Annotated in this window: 22 protein-coding genes and 1 pseudogene; 17 read left to right on the forward strand and 6 right to left on the reverse strand. The window is 62.4% G+C overall.

Annotated features, from left to right (window positions below; translation table 11 throughout):
* Positions 1–18: 18 nt before the first annotated feature.
* Complete coding sequence (locus tag U0023_RS32885) at positions 19–720, reverse strand: FadR/GntR family transcriptional regulator (RefSeq protein WP_009489801.1); 702 nt, start codon at positions 718–720, stop codon at positions 19–21.
* 104 nt (positions 721–824) lie between these two features.
* Here U0023_RS32885 and U0023_RS32890 point away from each other — a divergent pair, with 104 nt between their 5' ends.
* The 8 genes from U0023_RS32890 (at position 825) to U0023_RS32925 (ending at position 4,344) form a co-directional block, all read left to right on the forward strand.
* Positions 825–977 carry a hypothetical protein gene (locus U0023_RS32890; protein WP_009489800.1) on the forward strand — a complete coding sequence of 51 codons (153 nt, stop codon included), beginning with the start codon at positions 825–827 and terminating at the stop codon, positions 975–977.
* A 3-nt stretch (positions 978–980) separates the two neighbouring features.
* Positions 981–1,772 carry a YoaK family protein gene (locus U0023_RS32895; RefSeq protein ID WP_009489799.1) on the forward strand — a complete coding sequence of 264 codons (792 nt, stop codon included), beginning with the start codon at positions 981–983 and terminating at the stop codon, positions 1,770–1,772.
* Between the two features lie 42 nt (positions 1,773–1,814).
* Positions 1,815–2,267 (forward strand): bile acid:sodium symporter, encoded by a 453-nt coding sequence (locus tag U0023_RS32900; RefSeq protein WP_009489798.1) that lies wholly within the window; start codon positions 1,815–1,817, stop codon positions 2,265–2,267.
* Positions 2,268–2,285: 18 nt separating this feature from the next.
* Positions 2,286–2,537, forward strand: coding sequence for a type II toxin-antitoxin system RelE family toxin (locus U0023_RS32905; RefSeq protein ID WP_009489797.1), 252 nt, complete (start codon positions 2,286–2,288; stop codon positions 2,535–2,537).
* A gap of 9 nt (positions 2,538–2,546) precedes the next feature.
* A complete protein-coding gene (locus U0023_RS32910; protein ID WP_009489796.1) occupies positions 2,547–2,921 on the forward strand; it encodes a helix-turn-helix domain-containing protein in 375 nt (124 codons plus the stop codon).
* Positions 2,922–3,200: 279 nt separating this feature from the next.
* Complete coding sequence (locus U0023_RS32915; RefSeq protein WP_009489795.1) at positions 3,201–3,335, forward strand: hypothetical protein; 135 nt, start codon at positions 3,201–3,203, stop codon at positions 3,333–3,335.
* On the forward strand, positions 3,328–3,660 hold the full coding sequence (locus U0023_RS32920) for a hypothetical protein (protein WP_009489794.1): 333 nt from the start codon (positions 3,328–3,330) through the stop codon (positions 3,658–3,660). The genes U0023_RS32915 and U0023_RS32920 overlap by 8 nt, the downstream gene beginning before the upstream one ends.
* A 312-nt stretch (positions 3,661–3,972) precedes the next feature.
* Positions 3,973–4,344, forward strand: coding sequence for a DUF2958 domain-containing protein (locus U0023_RS32925; RefSeq protein WP_009489748.1), 372 nt, complete (start codon positions 3,973–3,975; stop codon positions 4,342–4,344).
* Between the two features lie 323 nt (positions 4,345–4,667).
* Here the strand turns inward: U0023_RS32925 and U0023_RS32930 are convergent, their stop codons facing one another.
* Positions 4,668–4,868: a hypothetical protein gene (locus U0023_RS32930; protein ID WP_009489752.1), complete on the reverse strand. Its 201-nt coding sequence runs from the start codon at positions 4,866–4,868 to the stop codon at positions 4,668–4,670.
* A gap of 83 nt (positions 4,869–4,951) precedes the next feature.
* Between U0023_RS32930 and U0023_RS32935 the strand changes: the two genes are divergently transcribed.
* The 4 genes from U0023_RS32935 to U0023_RS32950 all read left to right on the forward strand — a co-directional run bounded on the left by U0023_RS32935 (position 4,952) and on the right by U0023_RS32950 (position 6,768).
* On the forward strand, positions 4,952–5,200 hold the full coding sequence (locus tag U0023_RS32935) for a hypothetical protein (protein ID WP_009489754.1): 249 nt from the start codon (positions 4,952–4,954) through the stop codon (positions 5,198–5,200).
* Positions 5,200–5,595 carry a type II toxin-antitoxin system VapC family toxin gene (locus U0023_RS32940; RefSeq protein ID WP_009489756.1) on the forward strand — a complete coding sequence of 132 codons (396 nt, stop codon included), beginning with the start codon at positions 5,200–5,202 and terminating at the stop codon, positions 5,593–5,595. Before U0023_RS32935 ends, U0023_RS32940 begins: the two co-directional genes overlap by 1 nt.
* A 295-nt stretch (positions 5,596–5,890) precedes the next feature.
* The gene (locus U0023_RS32945; protein WP_322883872.1) at positions 5,891–6,418 is read left to right on the forward strand and encodes a helix-turn-helix domain-containing protein; all 528 of its coding nucleotides are present in this window, start codon (positions 5,891–5,893) and stop codon (positions 6,416–6,418) included.
* Complete coding sequence (locus U0023_RS32950) at positions 6,415–6,768, forward strand: transposase (protein ID WP_280940660.1); 354 nt, start codon at positions 6,415–6,417, stop codon at positions 6,766–6,768. The genes U0023_RS32945 and U0023_RS32950 overlap by 4 nt, the downstream gene beginning before the upstream one ends.
* 212 nt (positions 6,769–6,980) lie before the next feature.
* On the opposite strand, the gene U0023_RS32955 is transcribed toward U0023_RS32950, so the two are convergent.
* The 3 genes and pseudogenes from U0023_RS32955 to U0023_RS32965 all read right to left on the reverse strand — a co-directional run bounded on the left by U0023_RS32955 (position 6,981) and on the right by U0023_RS32965 (position 14,321).
* Positions 6,981–7,745, reverse strand: coding sequence for an outer membrane protein (locus U0023_RS32955; protein WP_009489761.1), 765 nt, complete (start codon positions 7,743–7,745; stop codon positions 6,981–6,983).
* Positions 7,746–7,849: 104 nt separating this feature from the next.
* Positions 7,850–12,790, reverse strand: a complete 4,941-nt coding sequence (locus tag U0023_RS32960; protein WP_009489762.1) for an Ig-like domain-containing protein — start codon at positions 12,788–12,790, stop codon at positions 7,850–7,852.
* Between the two features lie 540 nt (positions 12,791–13,330).
* Positions 13,331–14,321 (reverse strand): annotated as a pseudogene (locus U0023_RS32965) (DDE-type integrase/transposase/recombinase).
* 480 nt (positions 14,322–14,801) lie between these two features.
* Here U0023_RS32965 and U0023_RS32970 point away from each other — a divergent pair.
* The 5 genes from U0023_RS32970 (at position 14,802) to U0023_RS32990 (ending at position 19,297) form a co-directional block, all read left to right on the forward strand.
* Complete coding sequence (locus tag U0023_RS32970; RefSeq protein WP_009489764.1) at positions 14,802–14,978, forward strand: hypothetical protein; 177 nt, start codon at positions 14,802–14,804, stop codon at positions 14,976–14,978.
* Between the two features lie 291 nt (positions 14,979–15,269).
* The gene (locus tag U0023_RS32975; RefSeq protein WP_040638066.1) at positions 15,270–15,605 is read left to right on the forward strand and encodes an ArsR/SmtB family transcription factor; all 336 of its coding nucleotides are present in this window, start codon (positions 15,270–15,272) and stop codon (positions 15,603–15,605) included.
* Positions 15,605–16,120 carry an SRPBCC family protein gene (locus U0023_RS32980; protein WP_009489767.1) on the forward strand — a complete coding sequence of 172 codons (516 nt, stop codon included), beginning with the start codon at positions 15,605–15,607 and terminating at the stop codon, positions 16,118–16,120. Before U0023_RS32975 ends, U0023_RS32980 begins: the two co-directional genes overlap by 1 nt.
* Positions 16,120–16,704 carry a dihydrofolate reductase family protein gene (locus U0023_RS32985; protein WP_009489768.1) on the forward strand — a complete coding sequence of 195 codons (585 nt, stop codon included), beginning with the start codon at positions 16,120–16,122 and terminating at the stop codon, positions 16,702–16,704. The genes U0023_RS32980 and U0023_RS32985 overlap by 1 nt, the downstream gene beginning before the upstream one ends.
* 1,396 nt (positions 16,705–18,100) lie before the next feature.
* On the forward strand, positions 18,101–19,297 hold the full coding sequence (locus U0023_RS32990) for an IS256 family transposase (RefSeq protein WP_009489732.1): 1,197 nt from the start codon (positions 18,101–18,103) through the stop codon (positions 19,295–19,297).
* Here the strand turns inward: U0023_RS32990 and U0023_RS32995 are convergent.
* On the reverse strand, positions 19,294–20,592 hold the full coding sequence (locus U0023_RS32995) for an ISNCY family transposase (protein ID WP_009489734.1): 1,299 nt from the start codon (positions 20,590–20,592) through the stop codon (positions 19,294–19,296). The two genes, U0023_RS32990 and U0023_RS32995, sit on opposite strands and share 4 nt — an antisense overlap.
* Between the last annotated feature and the right edge of the window lie 136 nt (positions 20,593–20,728).

Consider the following 20,728-nt stretch of genomic DNA (forward strand, 5'->3'; position numbering starts at 1 on the left):
TGCTTCAGTTCAGTCCGCCTACGGAGAGACCGTCTCATGCACCATGATGGCGCGAATGGCGCTGAGGTGATCGAACATGGCCTGCCGGGCCCCCTCCGGATCCCGTGCCGCAATGGCCGCGACGATGGCGAGATGCATGCGCCCCTGCTGCGCCGCGTACTCCTTCTTGCGGGCCCGCCGGAAGGCGAGGTCGTGTTGCCGCTGCCAGCGGGCGCGGCCGCGCACCGACGACAGGACATCGAGGAAAGCGATCAGCAGAGGATTGCCGGTGATCCTGGCGATCCCTTTGTGGAAGGCATCGTCCGCCTGCTCGTAGGCCTGCCAGTCGGGCGTGTCGCTGGTCCGGAGCGCGTGGCCGCGCAGAAGGGCGATCTCGTCGGGTGTTGCACGCAGCGCCGCCTCGCCCGCGATGGGCGGCTCGATCAGGAGCCGGGCAGCGAGCACGTCGGCGGGAGACGCCATCTCGGCCAGAACCGACGGCCGGATCGGCTCGTGGGCCGGGCGCGGCCCGACGAAGGTGCCCTGACCCACATGCCGCCAGATCAGGCCCTCCTTCTCCAGCACATCGAGTGCTGCCCTCAGGGTCTCGCGGCTGCAGCCGATCTTGGGCGCCAGGGCCCGTTCCGACTCCAGCTTGTCCTGCGGCCCATAGGCCTGCTGCCGCAGATGGGCACGGAGCCGCCGGGTGGCATCGCTTGTCGACAGGCGTGTGCTCGCCATAATCTGCAGACCAATCCTTAGACCAATTCCGATCCGGTCTATGTAGCAGGTCCAGGCTCGGTGCGAAAGGTGCGCCCGGGCGGAGGAGCGGAGGGAAACGTCTGATGAGAGCCACGATTGATGACAGATTCTTCGGTGACGAGCCCGCCCATGACCCGGCCGTCCGCGTGGGCCGCTTGGTCGGCACCGTCCTGGGACTGTCGATCTATCTGATGTTAGTCTGGATCGTCATCGATGGCCTCGTTCGGATCCTGTGAGCCGTGAGCCGGCCGCCCCCGCGCACCATTGGGACGGCGCCGTCCGGCCACGGGCGGACAAATCCGCCTGATCGGATCGCGCTGGGACTTCGCGCGCGGCTCCTCCTGGGTGGGCTGCTGACGGCGGTGGCGGGCTTCGTCGACGCCATCGGGTACATCGGCCTGGGAGGGCTGTTCGCCTCATTCATGAGCGCGGCCAGCGTATCGCTCGGCGTCGGCGTGGGCGATGGTTCCTGGGGCCCCGTGCACCAGGGCGGCATGATGATCGCCTCGTTCCTCGGCGGCGTCACGCTCGGAACGGTTCTGGGCGGGATCACGGGCGTGTGGGCCCTCTCGGCCGTGCTGGCGCTGGAGGGGCTCTTCCTGGCGGGATCGGCTCTGCTGGCCACCTGCGACGCCGCTCTTGCGATTTCGATCCTTCCGGTCGTGGCGGCCATGGGCGTGCAGAACACCGCCCTGCAGTCGGTGAGCGGGGTGCGGCTGGGCGTGACCTTCATCACCGGCACGCTGGTGAGCCTGGGGCAGGCGCTGGGGCAGGCCCTCCTTGGATACCCTCAAACGTGGCCTCTCGGAGCTCATGCCCTCCCGTGGGCCGCCCTGATGGTCGGGGCGGCGACCGGCGCGATCCTGCACAGGGAATTCGGCCCGGTAGCCCTGATGGCTCCGGCCGTTCTGGTCACCGGGTTGGCCATGCTCAGCGCCGCGGCAGCGCTGAACGCCGGCAGCCCCACCCGGCGGAGGCCGCTCCCTGCCGGTGCCAGCCGGGATCGTCCCATCGTGTGGCCGCACGACTGAGCCCTGCCGCCGCAAGGTCCCCGAAATACCAATGGAACCCCAATGATGCGTAAGATCGACCCGTTTCTCCTGCTGATCATGGCAGCCGTTGCCGTGGCCAGCGTCTTTCCGGCTCAGGGCGAAGGTGCCCACATGCTCGACACGTTGGGCATCCTCGGCATTGCGCTGCTGTTCTTCGTCCACGGCGCGGCCCTGCCGCGGGAGGTGGTGATCGAGGGCCTGGTTCAGTGGCGGCTGCACCTGTTCATCTTCGCCATCACCTTCGTGGTGTTTCCCGTGGCCGTGCTGCCGTTCGGCGTGCTGCCGTGTCCGGTCGCGGATGGTTGCCGACGCCGCTCAAGACCCCTGCCATGGCCGCCCCGGTTTGCGTCCCCGAGCAGCCAATGGAGGCGGCGGCTTAAGCCGCCGCCCACGCGGAAGCCCTTGCGCCGTCTCTCTCCCGGCGCAAGGGCTTTTCAGTTAGCAAATTGCTATTTTTCTCTTGTATTCAGTTAGCTGTATGCTATCTCTCCCATGAAGCAGATTGCTTACAGCAAATCAGCCCTGAAGACCCTTCGCCGGATTCCGGCGAATGTCGCGGCTACGATCAAGGGCAAGATTGAGCAGTACGCCGCCGATCCTGCCTCGCTCTCCGCCAATGTGACAAAGCTTCAGGGGCGTGAGAGCTATCGGCTGCGGGTTGGTGACCGGCGCGTGATCTTCGATGAGGATGGTAACGTTCTTGCCATCCTGGAAATCGGCCCCAGGGGCGGAATTTACGGTTAGGAGATGAGCATGAATAAGCCCGACATCATCACGACTCCGAGCGGCGACCGTTTGGCGATCATGCCGCTTGCGGATTATGAAAGCCTTGTCGCCTCGGCGGAACAGTCTTCCGACGTGCGCGCTTACGATGAGGTGAAGCGCCGGATCGCCAGTGGGGAAGATGAGCTTGTCCCGGCCGAGTTTGCCAACCGCATTCTCGACGGCGAGAGCCCGGTTCGGGTTTGGCGCGAGTATCGCGGCATGAGCGCGAAAGACCTCGCGGCCAAGACCGGCCTCAGTCCGGCCTATATCAGTCAGATCGAGACTGGTGAGCGCGACGGCAGTTTCGAGACCATGAAGAAGATCGCGCAAGCTTTGTCCGTATCTCTTGATGATCTCGCCTGATCACCAGGGATCGAACAAGCTCCTCCAGCCCTTGCGCCGTCTCTCTCACGGCGCAAGGGCTTTTCACAAAACGCCGAGCAGCAGGGGAGGGCAAGCCTCCCCACTTCCATACAGCCGCCGCCGTGACCGGCGGCCTCTTGTTTGCAGATCCCCAATGCCGCAAGGGAAGGTGCTCGCGCACCCCCTCTCGCTTAAATTCGGCCGCATGGCGAGCTTAGGACCAGAGCAGCTCGAGGCAGAGGCGAGGGCCATCCTGTGGCGCAGGATCGAGCGCCTGGGATGTTTCCCGGCTTGTCCGAGGAGGAGCGCCGGGAGCGGATCGCCCAGGACGTCGAGCTCTACTGGCCGACCATGGTGCAGGAGGCAGCCCGTAGCCTCTTGGACAGGCTACGGGAGGGCCGTCCCCATGAGTGACATCTACTGGAAGCGTACCAGTGACGTTTGGGGCGACGAAGCAGGCGACCCAACGGACTTCACGGCCATTGATCCCGAGCGGCCAGGATCGGAGCCGGAGCAGTATATTGGCCGAGTGATGCAGCATTTGCACGGACCGCAGAAAGGGCTTTGGTTTTGGTCCATGATCTGCACCAACCCCGGCCCCCGTTTCCCGTTTCCAACCAACGGAACCGAAGCCCGGCGTGGGGATGCAGGACGCCGCGTCATCGAGTGCTATCGCCGCATGGCGGGCTTCTATGGCGTCCCCGACCTGAAAACCCAGCATTCTAGCGGTCACGGCTGACGCCGTGCCTTTCACAGAATAGCCCATCTAAGCGGCGGCCGCCTGTGGCGGCCGGGTCATGGCTCTTGTGCCGGAAGGAAGGGAAGAGAGGCGCGCGGCCCTCTCTCCCCACGCAACCAGAAAATCCGGTCTCCCCATCCTTCGGGCCAAGGCCCTGCCAGGATCGCCTATGGCGGCCCTCCGGGCGCTTGTCGCGCCCTCCGGGTGGGTGATCCCCCTCCGGATTTTCCGGTTGCCCCCCTCTCTCCCCGCTGTTCGCCACGAAGGCAGGGGCGCAGGCGCTTGCGCCCGAGAAGGAAGGAGAGAGACAGCATGGAAACCCTCACAGCCCCTCACCCGACCATCGCCCATCTGTTTGATGCCGACGAGTGGAGCCAGTTGCTCATGAACGGCCGGATCGCCAACCGCGTTCACACCGACCCCGTTCCGGTCGTCAAACCCTTCACGCCTCATGCGGACTGGGTTTGGCTTGTGGCCGAGATCCACCCCGAGGACGGCGACACCGCCATGGGCCTGATCGACAATGGCCAGGGCTTTCCGGTCAAAGGCTATTTCCGCCTGTCCGACATCACCGACCCATCCAAGCCCCCGGTTTACAAAGACCTCAACTTTCACCTGCGCCCCAAGCGGCCCCTCTCGGAGCATTACGCCGACGCCGTGAAGGCGGGCGCGATCACGATCTAGCGCCAGGCGCGCGGTTTACAGAACCGAAAGGGGAGTGGGCTTAGGAAGACAGCAAGTTTTGAGGGCGAAAGCAGCAGCGCCGGGCCAGCGGCGCGATCTAGGAGGATGAGCCACCTAGACGGAGGCGGACGGCTCCGCCCTCAAACGGAGGACAAAGCATGTGGATTCCCATTAGCTTTGCCCTAGACATGAAAAGGACCCGGACGTACTGGCAAGTTCGCATCCGGGTCCAATTCTGGATCGTCTAGGAAACGGGGAGGGGGCGAAGGCCCTCTTCCCACTCCGGGCCTGAATATAGCGCAAGCCGCGCCCTGATCCAAGTCTTAGGGGCTTGATGCGGTTTCACAGAAGGCCGCGCGCTCCGCTTCCAGCCGTTCAAGATAGACACTGAAATCTCCCTCCGGAGCCTCATCCTCATAGGCGCGCGCAAACCGCGCAGTCTCGGAGGAGCCGGTTGCCCGATCCATCGCTTCGAGCCGCCGGAAGGTTGCGGCAGCATCGAAGGGCGTCAGGCATTCCGGCACTTTATCTCTCTTTGGGCTTGTCAGTATATACCAAATAGGATATACGTATATACGCTATTTGGATATACCGCAGGCAACCGAGAATGACTTATCTGATCAAAGACGAAACGGTGGTCCAGCAGCTTAAGATTCTAGCGCAGCGCAAGAACAAGACCGTGGCCGACGTGTTGCGGCAGGTCATCGTGCAGGAGATCGAGCGCGAGGATTCCCGCACCAGCACCATGGAGAAACTAGCGCCTGTTCTGGCGAAGGCTCGCGCCCTCGGGGAGCCAGTCGGACGGATCAATTGGGAAGAGCAGAAGCGCGCGTCTGACGAGGAATGGGGCGAGTAATGTATATCGAAACGTCCGCCATCATCGCCATGCTTGCCGGCGAGGAAGAGGCCGAGGATATGGCGCGCAAAATCGACGCCGTCAAAACGAACCTCATCACGTCGCCGGTTTCCGTGACCGAGGCCGTGGTCCGGTTTGCCAGCATCAAGGGAATTGAGATCCCCGCGTCTCAGGAGCTTGTGAGTGAGCTTTTGAGCGCCTTGAAGGTGCAGACGATCAGCATCACGCCGGAGATCGGCAACAAGGCGATCCGTGCCTATGCGGAGTATGGCAAGGGCACCGGCCACGGCGCGAAGCTGAATTTGGGCGACGTGTTCTCGTATGCTTGCGCGAAAGCCTATCGCGTTCCGTTGCTCTATAAGGGCAACGACTTCGCAAAAACCGATCTGGCCTAAAGAGCGCATCATGAGCTTGATCCGGCTTCCCTGTAGCCCCGCCGGATCTTGCCGCGCCGTACAACGGCGCAGGCTTTGTCGGCGGCTTCCGCTGTCGGGAATGGCCGCCGCAAAGGGCTCTGCGAAGAGTGATCCCCGGGCGCATGGCGAACCTCCTGGCCGCCAGCATGGAATCAGACATGCGCTCGGCTGAAAACCCTGAATGATACCCGCCCAGAGAATTGCTGACCCGGATTTGCGTCGGTGTGCCTTACGTGATCCACTGCGCAGCGGGGCGCTGTTGCGGGAGATCAGCATGGCTGCCCTCCAGATCCGGCAGGACTACTCAGCCCCCGACTTACGCCAGCGGGCCGCTCGCGAGAGGGACACCAGGGCCAGCCTGCGGTTGCTGGCGATCGCCAATGCGCTCGAGGGCATGCCCCGGGCCGAGGCGGCGGGGCTGGCCGGGATAAAGTGCCAGGCCCTGCACGATGCCATCCAGCGCTTCAATGCCGAGGGACCGGACGGTCTGCATGACCGCCCTCGGACCGGTCGCCCGGAGCAGCTTAGCCCTGGTCAGCAGGCCGCTCTCAAGGCCCATATCCTGCACGGGCCGGAGCCCGAGCACGATGGGGTGAGCGCCTGGCATCTGGTCGACCTATGCGAGTACGTCGAGCGGACGTACGGCGACAGCGAATGGGGGCTCTCGGGCCCGCTCAAGCGGCTCAACCTGTCGCGGCAGAAGACCCGGCCCTCGCACTCGAATGGCCATCCGGCCGCACAGGCGGCGTTCAAGAAAGGAGCTGCCGTCACAGCTGCAGAGCCTCGCGGCACAGCATCCTGACACCCGCCTTCAGCTCTGGTGTCAGGACGAGGCGCTTTGGCGAGAAGGACCGCACCGCCCGAATCTGGTACGAGCGCGGCGAGCGTCCGCCGGGCGTGGTCGATCAGCGCTTCGAGAGCTTGTATCTGTTTGCCGCCTGTCGACCCGGCACCGACGAGACCTTCGCCCTGGCGCTGCCGCGGGTGAGTGCGGACGCGATGACGATGCTTCTGGAGCACTTCGCGCGTCAGCTGGAGCCCGGCGTGCACGCGGTGCTCGTGCTGGATCAGGCCGGCTGGCGTGACGCACGGGCCTTGCACGTGCCGGAGACGATCACGCTGTTGCCCTTGCCGCCGGCGTCCCCCAGCTGAACCCGGTGGAGGGGGTCTGGCTCTTCCTGCGTGAGCGCTATCTCTCGCATCGCGTGCTCAACGATTATGAAGCGGTGTTGGACGCGGTCTGCCGCGCCTGGAACCGGCTCCTCGATGAGACAGGCCGTCTCACAACATTGACGGCCTACCCGTATCTCACTGCATCAGCAATTCCCTGACCGGGTATGAGTCAGCCTTCACGGAGCTTGGTATTAGAACCGCACATTGACACCGATGCGGCTGATCCAGCCGTCGTTCTTGAAGCGGTAGCTTGCCTGATCGCCGGCGCGCGCCAGCGTCAGCGTCTCATCCTGCAGCCGGTAGTACAGCGTCTCGCTCTTGATCGAGATGTTCTGCGTCAGCCGGTGCTCCGAGCCGCCGCCGACCGCGAACCCGGTCGTCCAGTCGTCGCCGCTCGCCTGCGGACCAACGCCAACCGGAAGCACCGTGATCCGCGCCTCGCGATCGACCTGCGCCACCGCCAGGCCGCCTGTCACATAGACCAGCGTCTCCTGCACCACAGGCAGCAGGCTCGGCATCGTGAAACCAATCCGGCCCTTGACCGTCCCGAACCAGTTCATCTGCGAACTCAGGTCGGTGCGCAGCCCGAACCCGCCATCCGTGCCGAACCCGCTGCGCGAGCGGCCCACGTCCATCGCGGTCAGGTCCGCCTCCAGGCCCGCCACGACATTCCCGAACTGCCACAGATAGCCGACCTGTGCCCCGCCTCCGAGGCCGGACCCGCTCAGGCCAACGCGGGTCGGCAGCGCCTCGGACGCAACGCCGATCACGCCCCGGCGCACCGCCTCGCCGCCGTCGCCGATCCAGGCCCCATGCACGCCGGCATAGAAGCCGCTCCAGTTGATCGCGAGAGGCGCCACCAGCATGGCGGGTGCCGCCGTCCGCGGCAGATCGGCGGCCGTCGCCGCAGCCGTGCCGGCGATCAGGACGGACAGGGACAACACAAGGCGCTTCATGAGTATCTCCGGACAGAGCATCAGACGAGAGAAGGGTAGTGTCGGTGGTTTGGAAAGGGGCCGGGCGGAGAACCCGCCCGACTCCGCGTCTTAATGGAGCGCTCTTAAAGGATTACATCGCCGAAGGCGAACTTGCCGACGATCTTGATCTCGAAGTCGGCCCGGCCGTCGCCGTTGACGTCGCCCATCAGAATGCCGCGATCGTAGCGCAGTTCGCCGGCCTTGCCGGTGAACCCTGCGTTCAGGAAATAGGCGCGCTCCTTCGGGAACAGGAAGGGACCGTTCGAGCCCGCCCAGAAGAACTTCTGGTTGCCCTTGAGATGGGTGTTGGCATCGATGTCGCGAAGATCAATCCGGTCCTGACCCGACTTGAAGTCGTAGATGATGTCGCGCTGCGAGCCGACCTTGCTGTCCTTGACCGAGGTGAAGGCAAACACGTCCTTGCCGGCGCCGCCCCACATCTGGTCACGGCCGAGCCCGCCCGTGATACGATCGTTGCCGGCTTCACCCTTAAGGGTGTCGTTGCCAGTCCCGCCGGACATGGTGTCATTGCCGGTTCCACCGTACAGCCAGTCGTTGCCGGAACCACCATCAAGATGATCGTGGCCGGTCTCGCCATACAGGCGATCGTTCCCGTCGCCGCCGAAGAGCCAGTCATTGCCCTCGCCACCGGCAACGGTGTCGTTGCCGTCGTCGCCATAGAGCCAGTCGTCACCGCCGTGGGAGCCGACATAGTCGTCGCCACCTCCGCCATGCAGGGTGTCATCGTCGGCGCCGAGAATGAGGGTCTGATTGGCGCTATCGCCCCAGACCTTCTGCGAGCCGGCACCACCGGTGACTGTCAGGGCTCCAATGATCGCGGCGAACTCCACATTGTCCAGCATGATGTGACCGCCGGAGATGCTACTGCCGTCAATGACCAAGGCCGTCTGCGGCATGCCTGCGGCAGCTGGATTTCCCGAGATCAGAAGAGGCTGACCGGGGATTACACCGCTACCCGGCGCCAGGGTGGGCGTGATCGTCTGCACGAACATCGGGGTATTCCCTGACAGGAGCCCCAGGAAGCTCACTCCGCCACCTGAGAGCTGATCCTGATCGGCCGATCCAACCGGGGTATGGGCACGGATCTCGCGGATCAGGTCAGTCAGCGACGTGCCCGCCGTCTTCGGAGCGGATGGGCCGGTCACCAGCAGACCATAACCCACCGGAACCTGAGCCAGCAGCAGGGTCTGCCCGCCGGAAGCGACGAGGGGAATGTCCGCATACGAGGGGTTGCCGTCGGTTTCACTCCGTCCGGGCGCAATCACCGGAATGGTGAGCACGCGACCTGAACTGCCATCAGGATAGGTAATCGGAGCCTCGACGACGCTCACACCATCAATCTGGTGCGTGTCGACGCTGTAGGGCAGGGAGGCGGTGCTGGAGACAGGTGCATTGCCAGCGGCATCGCTCCAGCCAGTTCCGACCGTGATATGGTTGATCTTCTGTCCGACATTGCCGACCGATGTAAAGACCGCCGTATAGACCTTCGGATCCGTGGCGGAGACCGTCAGTCCGGTCAGAATACCGTTTTCCACCGTCACATCGCTTGCGGTAAATCCAACCGGAACCTCGGAGAACCGGAAGGTCACGGTTGCCGTCTCGCCCAGCATCAGATTGCTGGTTGACAGTTCAATCCCGACAGCCGGATGGACCGTATCGAGGACGAAGCTCAGCGCGTCCGAGACGAGCGAAACGTTGCCGGCGAGATCGGTTTGGCGAACTTGGACATGGTTCTCTCCCTCCCTGGAGACCGTGAAGCTGCTGCCCGTGCCTCTCGTCCAGCTCTGTCCGTCGTCGGTGCTGAACTCCCAGGTCGCACCAGCTTCCAGTCCAGCGACGTTGACCAAACCTGAATTGGTCAGCCTGTCACCGGCCGTCCCGGCGTCATTGGCAAGCGCCAGGTCCGGCGCCTCAACCTGCGTGTCGACCCTGACCGATAGAGCACCAGAAACCAGTGAGTTGTTCCCAGCAGGATCCGTCTGAACAGCCCGAATGGTATGGCTGCCTTCAGTCAGAGTTGCAGCGATCGAGAACGCTCCGCCGGACACCGTATCGGTCCCGAGTTCCTCACCCGCGTCGAGAACACCGTTATTGTTGCGGTCGGCGAACAGGATCACCGTCGCACCGGTCTCACCCAGTCCCGTAAAGGTCAGATGGTTGAGATTGGTAATTCGGTCGCTGTTGCTGGCTCCGCTGTCGCTTGCAGGAGCCAACGTGAGATTGGACGGTGCACCAGGCGCCAGTGTATCAAAGTGCAGTGATGGTGAAACACCACCGGCCCCGAGGTTGCCAGCCTTGTCGGCATAGCTGCTGGCTGCAATGGTAATGCTGGCGCTGCCGCCACTGGTGTCGGGGGTTGGTGTGAAGATCGCTGTCCGGACTGTCCCGGTGCCTGAAATAGCCGAAAGCGTTCCGCCGGTGACCGTTACGTCGCCTGAGAAGCCGCTCCAGGTGAAGGTTGCACCAGGATCCTCCGAAAATGTGAAGGTGATGATCGCCGTCTCGCCCGCTTTGAGGTAAGCGACGTTGCTCGTGATGGCCACGGTCGGCGCCGCAGTGTCCAGCGTGTACTCCTGCTTCAGGATTGGGCCGCTGTTGTTGACCACGTTGGTCACCCGCATCCAGATTTCATGGCTGCCAGACACCAGGCTCGTATTCAACGACCATACATTGCTGCCGACAGCGGCGGTGGCATAGTTCCAGGTCTCGCCCCCGTCGAGTGACACCTGAACCTGCTCCCCGGACGCCAGATCTTTGCTCAACGTGCCGGAGATGGTCTGAGTGGCCACGTTGGTGATGAAATCGCCGCTGGACGTACCCTTGTCCGCCGACAGACGCACCGTCGCAATCTCGGTGCTCGGCGTCGCGGTATCGATGGTGATCACCCGGCTGTCTGACACAAGACTGCTATTGCCGGCGGCATCAGTCGCAATTGCAACGATGGTGTGAGGACCCTGCGCCAGCGGGACGTTGCTGGTAATGGACCACGTGCCGTCGGTAGCAACCGCGGACCCAATCTCAGTCATGTCGTCATCATACAATTTGACGGTCGAGCCAATCTCAGCCGTTCCCGTAAAGGTGGGCGTTGTATCGCTTGTGACGCCATCGCCATTGTCCGGACCCGTGTCGGACGCCGGGTCCAGTTCCGGAGTGGACGGTGCCCCAGGTGCTTTGGTGTCAAAGGTCAGTGTGGGCGTCGTGCCCGCACCGCCATTGTTGCCCGCAGCGTCTATATAGCTGCCGCCCGCAACCGTGATGCTGGCGGTCGAGGTATTGGTGTCAGGGGATGGCGTGAAGACTGCGGTATACACCGAACCGCTCCCCGAGATAGGCCCCAGCGTGCCTCCCGTGACACTGATGTCGGCCGAGCTGAACCCAATCGGAGGCTCGCTGAAGGTGAAGGTAATGGTCGCGCTCTCGCCGATCTTGAGCTCGGAGACGTTGCTCGTGATGCTCAGTGTCGGCGCGACACCATCGACCAAGACACCTGCTGTCGAGCCAACGCTCTGCAAGGTCAGCACAGCTTCATTGCCAGCGGCATCCTTGAGTACACCGCCATTCGCCTGAAAGGACCCGACCATGATGCCGTTCGTATCCAACTGACCTGCCTGCACCTTGTACACAAAGGTGAGCGCAGTTGTGCCGGAGCCGGATACATAGGCCGCATAAACGGTCTGCGTGCCGATGACGAGTTCGAGATGCGGCGTACCGCCATCGGTCACAACGGTCACGGCCTCGTTGAAGTTGACCGTGAGTGTCAGGTCCTGGCCCGCAATGTAGGTTCCGCTGGCTGGAACAGATACTGCCAGGACAACCGGCGACGTGGTGTCAGCTCCGCTCGGATCGCCGTAGTAGAAATACAACGGCTCCATCGACGCGCCCTGGGCGACGATCATCAGCTTCCCGTCGGCCCCCATAGCTAAAGGGATGTCTTTGTACGAAGCTCCAGATGGTAGAGGTACGTCGCTGCCGGGTTCCCAGTCGCCGCCAGTCGTACGGATGTAGACCTTTGCGCTGGTGACACCATCCAGCCAGTACCCACGGTCCTCGACAAGCAGGTATTCCACCCCATCCTTGGCAAGGTATCCACTGCCAACAGGAATCGTGCCTGAGCCCGTCGAAATCTCAGTTGTGGTCCAGGAGCCTGAGGCGTTTGTAATCTCATAAAGGGTTGTGGGCTTCGTGAGTTCAGCGGCTTCGTCACCGACGTCTACGTAGAATACGTGCAGATTCCCATGATCATCGAAGAACTGCGTCGTACCGTATTGGGGGGCAGAGCCACCGACAGTCAAAACCGTGTCGGAAGTCCATGTACCGCCAGGCGACAGAGTTCCGAGGTGGACCGATCCTCCCCAATAGCTTGAACCGTTAGGGCCGTCGCCTTGCGTATAGAGGATTTTCAAGGACCCGTCGGGAGATATCGCAAGCTCAGGGTTCGCGACGCTTGCTTCGCCCGTAGGAGTATCACTGTGCGCGACGGTCTCGAGAACCCACCCGCCGACCCCATCCGCCGTGGCATGAATGATATCCGAACCCGTCGCAGGGCTATAGACCTTGTACGCCAGATGGACGTTGCCGGCGGCATCCTGTGCGAGACTTAAGGAATCGTCGAAGCCGAACGATTTCGAACGGCGGTCCACCTCGGAAAGGGTCCAGCCGCCACCCGGTACGAACGTGCCATATTGCAGAATGCGCTCGCCGAAGTTGCCGTTGGGATCGCCGTCGGCGGCGTAGCTGGGAAAGACAACATGGATAACACCGGCCGCATCGACCATGAAGTCGATGATATGGCCCATCGCAGCGCCGCCCGTCGCCTCCTCGTACAGGTCGTAGAAGGCAACCTGGGTCCAAACTCCATCATCGTACCGGGACACGACAAATGAATCGTTGTCGTTGAAGGACCCCACGTAATGCTTGCCGTCGGCGCCAACCATGGCATCTGGAAGCTTCCAATTAGCGTCGGATGTCGGAATCTCACCGGTCACGAAAGCGCTGTCAGTCATGTGTTATTCCGTTCGAGAATTGTCAGGTACGGCCGGTGGCCTGAGGAGAGCGATTGAGGCAGTTGTCGTTCGCCGCGTCGGCTAAAACAGCCGACAAGCGGGTGCGATCAAACCAGAATGAAATTCTGATCGGCGGGGAGCGGCTACCGCTCTCTATTAAAGACTGATGCTTCAGTCCGCCTCTTGGCCGATGCCAAGCAGCGCGCGGTATAAAGGGAAGCGCACAAAGTCCCTTCCAAGTCCTCGACGGTCATTTTTGCCCCTCTTCACCGCACGTCGTTCTCTAGAGTCACTTTGCTCTAATCTGACTGTACAGAGTGACATGCGGAGCGTTCGTCGATCCTTATCGTCGGGCTACCACCAGTCAAGACGAATATGAATAAATACTTATACTTACGCGACCCGTGCGACAAATATACCTTAGTTACTGAACCAGTATAATAGTGCATTTAAGCCGCCCTTTCCCGATCAGGAAATCGCCAATTCTCAATGCCAAACAACTGATTTCACAAATAAGCACCGCTTAACTCTTCCTCGGGGTTACTCGTTGTCTGGATGCGAGACCTCCTTGGCATGAGCGACGACCTGGAGGGCTGGCGGCAAAGCATCTGAATCGGGCGGCTTGTAGCGGCGGTTGGCCAGCGTCGGCTCGGCGGACAGACCGGCTGCGCACAACCTCATCCGGGGATCGCCCTTTCAACACGTGCTGGCGTCTCATATTGTAAGCTTGGTTGAAGCCCTTGAGCAGCGTCTCAAGATCCCGATGGCCCTAGATCGTAATGCCCAGCACTTCACGTTGCACCTGCCCGTTGAAGCGCTCCATGAGGCCGTTGGTTTGCGGCGTGTACGGCTTGGTCCTGCGGTGTTCCACCTTCAGCTGACGGCAGCCGTCCTCAAAGCCATCCGCCGTGAAGCACGAGCCACGGTCGGTGAGCACGTGGGTGACCTTGAAGGGGAAGGCGCGCACCGCCTCGGTCAGGAAAGCGACCGCACTGGTGGCCAGCTCGTCGTCTTTGACCGCCAGATGCACCCAGCGCGAGCAGCGGCCGATGGCGACATAGAGAAGGCGCTTGCGGCTCTCGCCATTGGCGGTTCTCAGCTTCGGCAGGTGCTTGATGTCGATGTGCACGAAGCCACGATCGTAGTCCTTGAACGTGCCGATCTTGCGCTGGCGCCACTGCGCCGGCGGCAGGCGACCCAGACCCTCAGCCTTGAGGATGCGATAGACGGCATCACGGTTGAGATGCGGCAGGAAGTGCGTGATCACGAAGGTGAGGTCATCGAGCGGAAAGCCGGTCGAGCGGCGTAGGGCGCAGACGATGGCGCGCTCCTCGTCCGTGGCTTTCCAGGGCAGCTTGTGCGGCCGACTGGAGTGGTCCTGACAGTCCTTGGCCCCGCGGTTGCGCCACTTGCGGATGGTCTCGGTGCCGAGGCTGAAGCGCTGGGCCAGTACGCCGGTGGGCTCTCTCGAGCGGGCAATCTCCTGGCGAACGGCTGGCGTGGTGCGGGCTTGCGGATGAACGGAGTACATCACATCCTCCTGCAGCGAGGAGCACGGCGTCGCAGGCCGTCAAAGCGCCAAGCATACTCCTCAATCGCGCAACGCACCTGATCCCAACAACATTCCGCCACCAAACACGGCTCCTGTTGCAGGAGGATACTTCGTCTGGAAATACTGGCCCGGCGATCCGCGAAAGCAGGAGGACTGCTGGAAAGCAGTTCGCAATCTCGAAGAGCAAAGAAAGCCTCTTGAAGAAAACCTTTCAGCAGAGTGCAAAGCGGATCCAGCTATCAGAGAGTATCTTGCCGACCTGAAAGGTCCGAAGTCGCAAACTGTTGATTCACCATTAGCCGGACCATCTAGGTGGAGGAATAGGGCGCTTTGCTTCGCTCTAAGTGAGTGACAAAGCGCCTTTGGTCTTATACCGCCGTGCGGTTGAAGTGACTCTAGAAGAACTTTTCTCTCGGGCGAGATCGTGATTCCATCCGGGTCGGTAGGATGGAGGTGGCCATGGGCCAGATGCTTGCGATCCGAACCGATCTCGACAGTCCCGTGAGTCTGCGCCGTCGGGCCAAGAATGAGCCCAACCGCCGATCAGCCCTACGGATGCTGGCGATTGCCAATGCCCTAGAGGGCATGAGCCGGGCCGATGCGGCGCGGGTAATCGGGATCGAGCGCCAGTCCTAGCGCGGTGCCAAGGCGGTCGAGATCTTCGAAAAAGTCGCTTCATAGGCGCACCGGTATTACGCCAGGAAGGCCGCCGGCGATGGTTCGATCCAACGCGGTGACGATTGCCTTCTCCGTCGATCCTCCGGGGCTCAAACCGCCGGCTCATCTCCCCCTGGTTGACTTGCTCTGCATGTCGCTCGTCTTCCTGATCTGGCGAAGAAACCTGATCTGGCGAAGAAACGCGCCGCTCCCGTCCGGAGTCAACAATCACTTGACCTGCGATATGCATATTCATACATATGCACGATGATGCAATATCAAACATTCCAAATGCTGGCCGACCCGACGCGGTTCCGCATCGTCGAAGCGTTGGCCGAGGGCGAGCGGGCCGTGGGCGACATAGTCCGCGCCGTTGATATCGATCAATCCGGCGTTTCTCGCCACCTGCGGATCCTGGGCGAAGCCGGCTTCGTTGCGATGCGACCCGATGGAGCAAGGCGCCTCTATTCGCTGCGACCCGAACCATTCCGCGAGCTCGACGCCTGGGTCCGCACCTACCGGACGCTCTGGGAGGGCCGCCTTGATCGCTTCGACGCAGCCCTGGCCCGCCGCCGGAGCCAGCGGAAACAAGAGGGAAAATCGTGATGACGCAGACCTATGAGATTGGGGCAAACACACTCCGTTTCGAGCGGTTCTACGACGCTTCGATCGAGGAGGTCTGGTCGCTCTGGACGACGAAGGATGGGCTGGAAGAGTGGTTCGCGCCCGAGGGCATGCACGTGGAAGTGCTGGCTCTCGAGCCGACGGTTGGTGGCGCGTTCGATCACGTGATGACCGCGGTGGGCGCCGACCAGATCGCCTATTTCGCTAAGCTCTGCAGGCCCATCAGGACACAGGTGAGCGGCCGCTTCGTTGAGGTCCTGCCGCACCGATGGCTGCGCATCCGCCTGGACATCGATTTCGTTCCTGATGTCGAGGCCTACCCCTACTACATTGCCGTCGAATTCCATGGTGAGGGGGAGCGCGTCCGGATGATCGTGACGGCCGATCGTCACCCCGATGCCGAGATGACCCAAGGCGCCATCATCGGGCTGACCAGTCAGCTACTGCACTTCGACAGGGCTGTCGCGAAGCGAGCCGGAATGGGGCGGCGAGCCTGATGCGACCTCTCATCTATTCCATCAACATCACGCTCGATGGCTGCTGTAGTCACGAGGCAATCCCAGCCGACCCAACACTGCAGGAGACGACACTGCGCGCGCTGCATCTCCACGGCACGGAGACCGTCGGACGCGCCGACGCTCTCCTTTTCGGTCGCGTCACCTATCAGATGATGGAACAGGCATGGCGACTGGCGACGCGCACGATCGCGATGCCTGAGTGGACCGATCCGTTCGCGCGCACCATCGACGCGATGAAGAAGCATGTCGTCTCGACCACGCTCGGGCAGGTCGATTGGAATGCGGAACTCGTGCCGGGCGATTTGGGTACAGAGGTCCGGAAGCTCAAGCAACAGCCCGGGAAAGCTCTGCTCACCGGCGGCGTCAAGTTGCCGATGGCGCTCGCCGAACTGGGGTTGATCGACGAGTACGAATTCGTGGTGCAACCGAGACTTGCCGGCCATGGACCCACTCTGTTCGCCAGCCTTTCACGGTACGTGGAGTTGAAGCTGATCGGCCAGAAGGTGCTCAGCACGGGCGCAGTTGCGCTGCGCTACGAGCCGCGTCAAAAGGCCATGGCCTGATCGGCGGGACAGAGCTGGGATGATGCATCGTCTGGACTGACTGTGAAACGGCCCTTGAGCACGCAATTGTCAATTCAGAGCGGTCGTGTTCGCTTTGCAGGAATCCAGATTCACTACCTACGCCGATCGACCGGCGGTCGGACGCTCGTAGGCCTCTTGAGGTGCTGAAAAGCCCTTTTCCACATAGGCTTTCCCCGCACTCGGAAACGTCTCCAAACGATCCTTTGCACGTGACCTGTGGAAGTGTACAGCGAGGCTCCGAACCTGTGAAAATTCCTATGCACATCCCGTTCGTTCTACCGATCGCACTTGGTGGCGGTGATGTCGGCCATCAGTGATGTGCTGGCTTTGATCGTGATGGAGCGTCGAGGGTTCACGAAGCGGGACTACGGCCTGCGCCATCATGGGGGCTATCTCGGCGCCCGTGCCCGACTGGACAACGCCAAAGGGGCAGGAAACATCCACCCGTCGAGCACCGAATTTCGCGGATCTCGCCCTCAATCCAAGGAGCTGGATCGCCTGGGGATGGTCCTGGCCGGGGCCACAAATCGGCCTCACTGTGAGGGGTAGGCTTACCTCAGCCCGTGGAGCTCCTGATCACACTCCCCAGGAGCGTTCCATGGTGAGGTCCGACGGAATTCCCCCTCCGTCGGACCTCTGCTGATTTTTACCGGATCCTGCTGGAACTGAAGCTTGGCCATAGGGTTCTAGAGCCGCTGTCAGACGCCGCCTCCACCCTCCGCACCGCCCTCGCCCTGATCAAAGAAGCCCAAGCCGCCCGCGTGAAGGCGCATGTCCACGGGATGCTGCTCCAGGTGAAAACGCGTTCTCAATCTCAGCTGCAGAAAGCCGCGTAAGCGTATCGTTCGGGCTGGTCCAGAGATGGCTGACCACCAAAGCCAGAAGATCGAGAGCCAGGAGCAGAACCAAAAGCAGGGCCACCCGGCTCAGTCTTTCGTGACGGGCCAATTGGGTGTGGGTCGCCTCAACCTTACGGCATTGCTTGTCGAAGTTGGAGTTTTGGCGCGGCACGGTCCACCATGAAATCGTTTATATCAGGTCAGCCTACCAGCCCCATGCATATGCAGGAAGAAAGTCCGTTCGCGCCCCGCAGGGCAGTGTGTGGAACAGCACATGCAACGATCCATTAGAACCTGATGCAGGTGGAGCCTCCGATGTCAGAACTCATTAGACAAGTCTCTGATTGTCCTCATTAGAGATGTCACCTCCAGGGAGTGACGGCTGAGAGCTCAGCCCACCTTGAACAGGCTCTTACCCTGCCCTCGCCGGCGAGGTGCTTTGCGAGTAGTGTGGTGAAGGTTCTGCAAATCGCCTGATCGGGGCGGTCATGGCAGGATGGTGATGTTCAACGTCACCCTCCGAGAGGAGCCCCACCATGACCAACTCCAAGGATAAACCTGCCGCGGCCGCCATCAAGGACCTTCTGAGCCAGAACCCGGACGGGCTGCGCGAGATCGTGCGGGCCGTCATGCAGGAGATGCTCGAAGCCGAGATGACCGATGCGCTCCAGGCCGAGAAGGGCGAGCGCACCGCCTCCCGCCTCGGCTACCGCTCGGGCTATTACACCCGCACCCTGGTGACCCGCGTGGGCAAACTCGAGCTGCGGGTGCCGCAGGACCGGGACGGGCGCTTCTCGACCGAGCTGTTCGAGCGCTATCAGCGCTCCGAGCAGGCGCTGGTCGCCACCCTGGCCGAGATGTACGTGCAGGGGGTCTCTACCCGCAAGGTCAAGGCCATCACCGAGGAGCTGTGCGGCCACAGCTTCTCGGCTTCCGCCATCTCCTCGATCAACAAGCGGCTCGACGACAGCCTGGCCCAGTTCGCCTCCCGCCGGCTCGAGGAGCCGTTCCCATACCTGATCCTGGATGCCCGTTACGAGAAGGTGCGCGAGGGCGGCATCGTCCGCTCGCAGGCGGTGCTGATTGCGGTGGGCATCGACTGGGATGGCCGGCGCCAGATCCTGGGCGTCGAGATGGCCAACCGGGAAAGCCAGTCCTCCTGGCGCACGTTTCTGCTGGGCCTGCGCGAGCGCGGGCTGTCCGGGGTCGAGCTGGTGGTGGCCGATGATCATGCCGGGCTGAGAGCGGCGATCCGCGAAGTGCTGAGTGAGGCCGCCTACCAGCGCTGCTATGTGCACTTCCTCCGCAACGCGCTCGATCACCTGCCGCGCAAGGCCGATGACGACTGCCTGCAGGAGCTGCGCTGGCTCTACGACCGGCGTTCGGTCGAGGAGGCGCGGCGGGATCTCTCCGCCTGGATCGCCAAGTGGGAGGCGCGCTACCCGCGCCTGATCGCCTGGGCCGAGGAAACAATCGAGGAGACGTTCACGTTCTACCGGCTGCCGCGCCAGCACCATAAGCATCTCAAGAGCACCAACATGCTCGAGCGCCTGAACGAGGAGATCCGCCGACGCACCTACGTGGTGCGGATCTTCCCCAATGCCGCCTCATGCTGCCGGCTGGTGCGGGCGCTAGCGGTGGAGATGCACGAGAACTGGCTCGAAGCTCACCGCTACCTCAACATGGACGATCTGAAGGAGCACAAAAAGGATCAACTCCGCCAAGCCGCTTAGCCAGCCTGTCGGCCGCCCGCTTTGCAGAACTTGACGCACACAATCGCTTTGCGGCTGCGGCTCATGTCGAGCTCCTTCTGCCGCTCGGCGATATAGGCCAGAACCGGCCCCAGCCGCTTGTTCTCGACAACCGCCGCCTGATCCACCTGCTGGCGGCGGTCAAAGGGTCTGTACGGCAGCTCCAGGCCCTTGTGCTTGATGGCAAAGCGTCCATCCGGATAGTCGTAGACCTGGACCTTCTGGCGGGCGAGCGCGAGCGTGATCTCGTTTGGCTCGAGAATGAACAGCACCTGGTCGTACTGCAGGGTCAGGCTGCGCGAGACCGTCCGCTCCTCCCGCCAGGCGAACACATCATCCAGCCCATCGTTGTCGCTGAGCGGGCGATGCAGGTCCTTGTCGCTGAAGGGCGCTTTGGCAAAGCGGCGGTTGAAGTCCGCCATGAACGCCGGCAGGAAGGCATTGCCCGCTTCAAGGGTCGCGATCCCAGCCAGGCGCAGCTCCTTGACCAGCCGGTCCTGCAGGGTGCCGTTGGCGCGCTCCACGCGGCCTTTGGCCTGGGGAGCATTGGCGCAGATGATGTCGATGTTGAGCTGATGCAGCGCCCGCCCGAACTGGGTCATGCCGTCACCTCCCACCGCTCCTTTGCCGTTGACGCGGAAGACGGCATGCTTGTCGGAGTAGAACGCCACCGGCTTGCCGTAGGCCTCCAAGTACTCCCGGGTCGATCGGAAATAGTCGAAGGTCGACTCGGTCGCGACGAACTTCAGATGCATCAGCCGGCTGGTGGCATCGTCAATGTAGACCAGCAGCGTGCAGGGTGGGCCGCGATCCTCGAACCAGTAGTGCTCGGAGCCGTCGATCTGGATCAACTCGCCAACGCAATCGCGCCGATAGCGCGGCTGGTGCACGCGGTTGAGCCGCTGTTTGCGGTCCTGCCACAGGCCCGCAGCGATCATCCAGCGCCGGATCGTCTCGACGCCCAGATCGATGCCGTGCCGCTCGGCGAGCTTCTCGCAGGCGAGGGTCGGACCGAAATCGGCATAGGTGGCCGTGATCAGCGCCAGCACCTCGCTTCGCAGCACCGCCGGATAGGAGCGGTTGCTGGGCTTGCCGCGGCGTGACGACACTAACGCCGCCGGACCGCCGGCCTGATAGGCCTTGAGCAATCGGAATACCTGGCGCCGCGTAATCCGCAGCAGCTGGGCGGCCTCGCGCACCGTAATCCGCTCCGCCACGACGTCCCGCAGAATGTGAACCCGATCGATCTCCGCCCGGCTCATCCCGATCACCGTCATCAGATCCAATCTCCCCAGCACGATCACCCAGGGAGAGTGACATTTGTAACGAGGAGAGGAGTGACCTTTCTAACGGGGTTCTACATTAAAATTTCGCAGAAGGCCGTTTATGGAATGCACCTCGCCGTGCCATGCT

The organism is Microvirga lotononidis (genome assembly GCF_034627025.1).
Classification (GTDB): domain Bacteria; phylum Pseudomonadota; class Alphaproteobacteria; order Rhizobiales; family Beijerinckiaceae; genus Microvirga; species Microvirga lotononidis.

Bases quoted from the DNA above. Each gene is read 5' to 3' on its own strand.
- U0023_RS32885 (WP_009489801.1), bottom strand. From the start codon at position 720: ATGGCGAGCACACGCCTGTCGACAAGCGATGCCACCCGGCGGCTCCGT.
- U0023_RS32890 (WP_009489800.1), top strand. From the start codon at position 825: ATGAGAGCCACGATTGATGACAGATTCTTCGGTGACGAGCCCGCCCAT.
- U0023_RS32900 (WP_009489798.1), top strand. From the start codon at position 1,815: ATGATGCGTAAGATCGACCCGTTTCTCCTGCTGATCATGGCAGCCGTT.
- U0023_RS32905 (WP_009489797.1), top strand. From the start codon at position 2,286: ATGAAGCAGATTGCTTACAGCAAATCAGCCCTGAAGACCCTTCGCCGG.
- U0023_RS32910 (WP_009489796.1), top strand. From the start codon at position 2,547: ATGAATAAGCCCGACATCATCACGACTCCGAGCGGCGACCGTTTGGCG.
- U0023_RS32915 (WP_009489795.1), top strand. From the start codon at position 3,201: ATGTTTCCCGGCTTGTCCGAGGAGGAGCGCCGGGAGCGGATCGCCCAG.
- U0023_RS32920 (WP_009489794.1), top strand. From the start codon at position 3,328: ATGAGTGACATCTACTGGAAGCGTACCAGTGACGTTTGGGGCGACGAA.
- U0023_RS32925 (WP_009489748.1), top strand. From the start codon at position 3,973: ATGGAAACCCTCACAGCCCCTCACCCGACCATCGCCCATCTGTTTGAT.
- U0023_RS32935 (WP_009489754.1), top strand. From the start codon at position 4,952: ATGACTTATCTGATCAAAGACGAAACGGTGGTCCAGCAGCTTAAGATT.
- U0023_RS32940 (WP_009489756.1), top strand. From the start codon at position 5,200: ATGTATATCGAAACGTCCGCCATCATCGCCATGCTTGCCGGCGAGGAA.
- U0023_RS32945 (WP_322883872.1), top strand. From the start codon at position 5,891: ATGGCTGCCCTCCAGATCCGGCAGGACTACTCAGCCCCCGACTTACGC.
- U0023_RS32955 (WP_009489761.1), bottom strand. From the start codon at position 7,745: ATGAAGCGCCTTGTGTTGTCCCTGTCCGTCCTGATCGCCGGCACGGCT.
- U0023_RS32960 (WP_009489762.1), bottom strand. From the start codon at position 12,790: ATGACTGACAGCGCTTTCGTGACCGGTGAGATTCCGACATCCGACGCT.
- U0023_RS32970 (WP_009489764.1), top strand. From the start codon at position 14,802: ATGGGCCAGATGCTTGCGATCCGAACCGATCTCGACAGTCCCGTGAGT.
- U0023_RS32975 (WP_040638066.1), top strand. From the start codon at position 15,270: ATGCAATATCAAACATTCCAAATGCTGGCCGACCCGACGCGGTTCCGC.
- U0023_RS32980 (WP_009489767.1), top strand. From the start codon at position 15,605: ATGACGCAGACCTATGAGATTGGGGCAAACACACTCCGTTTCGAGCGG.
- U0023_RS32985 (WP_009489768.1), top strand. From the start codon at position 16,120: ATGCGACCTCTCATCTATTCCATCAACATCACGCTCGATGGCTGCTGT.
- U0023_RS32990 (WP_009489732.1), top strand. From the start codon at position 18,101: ATGACCAACTCCAAGGATAAACCTGCCGCGGCCGCCATCAAGGACCTT.
- U0023_RS32995 (WP_009489734.1), bottom strand. From the start codon at position 20,592: ATGACGGTGATCGGGATGAGCCGGGCGGAGATCGATCGGGTTCACATT.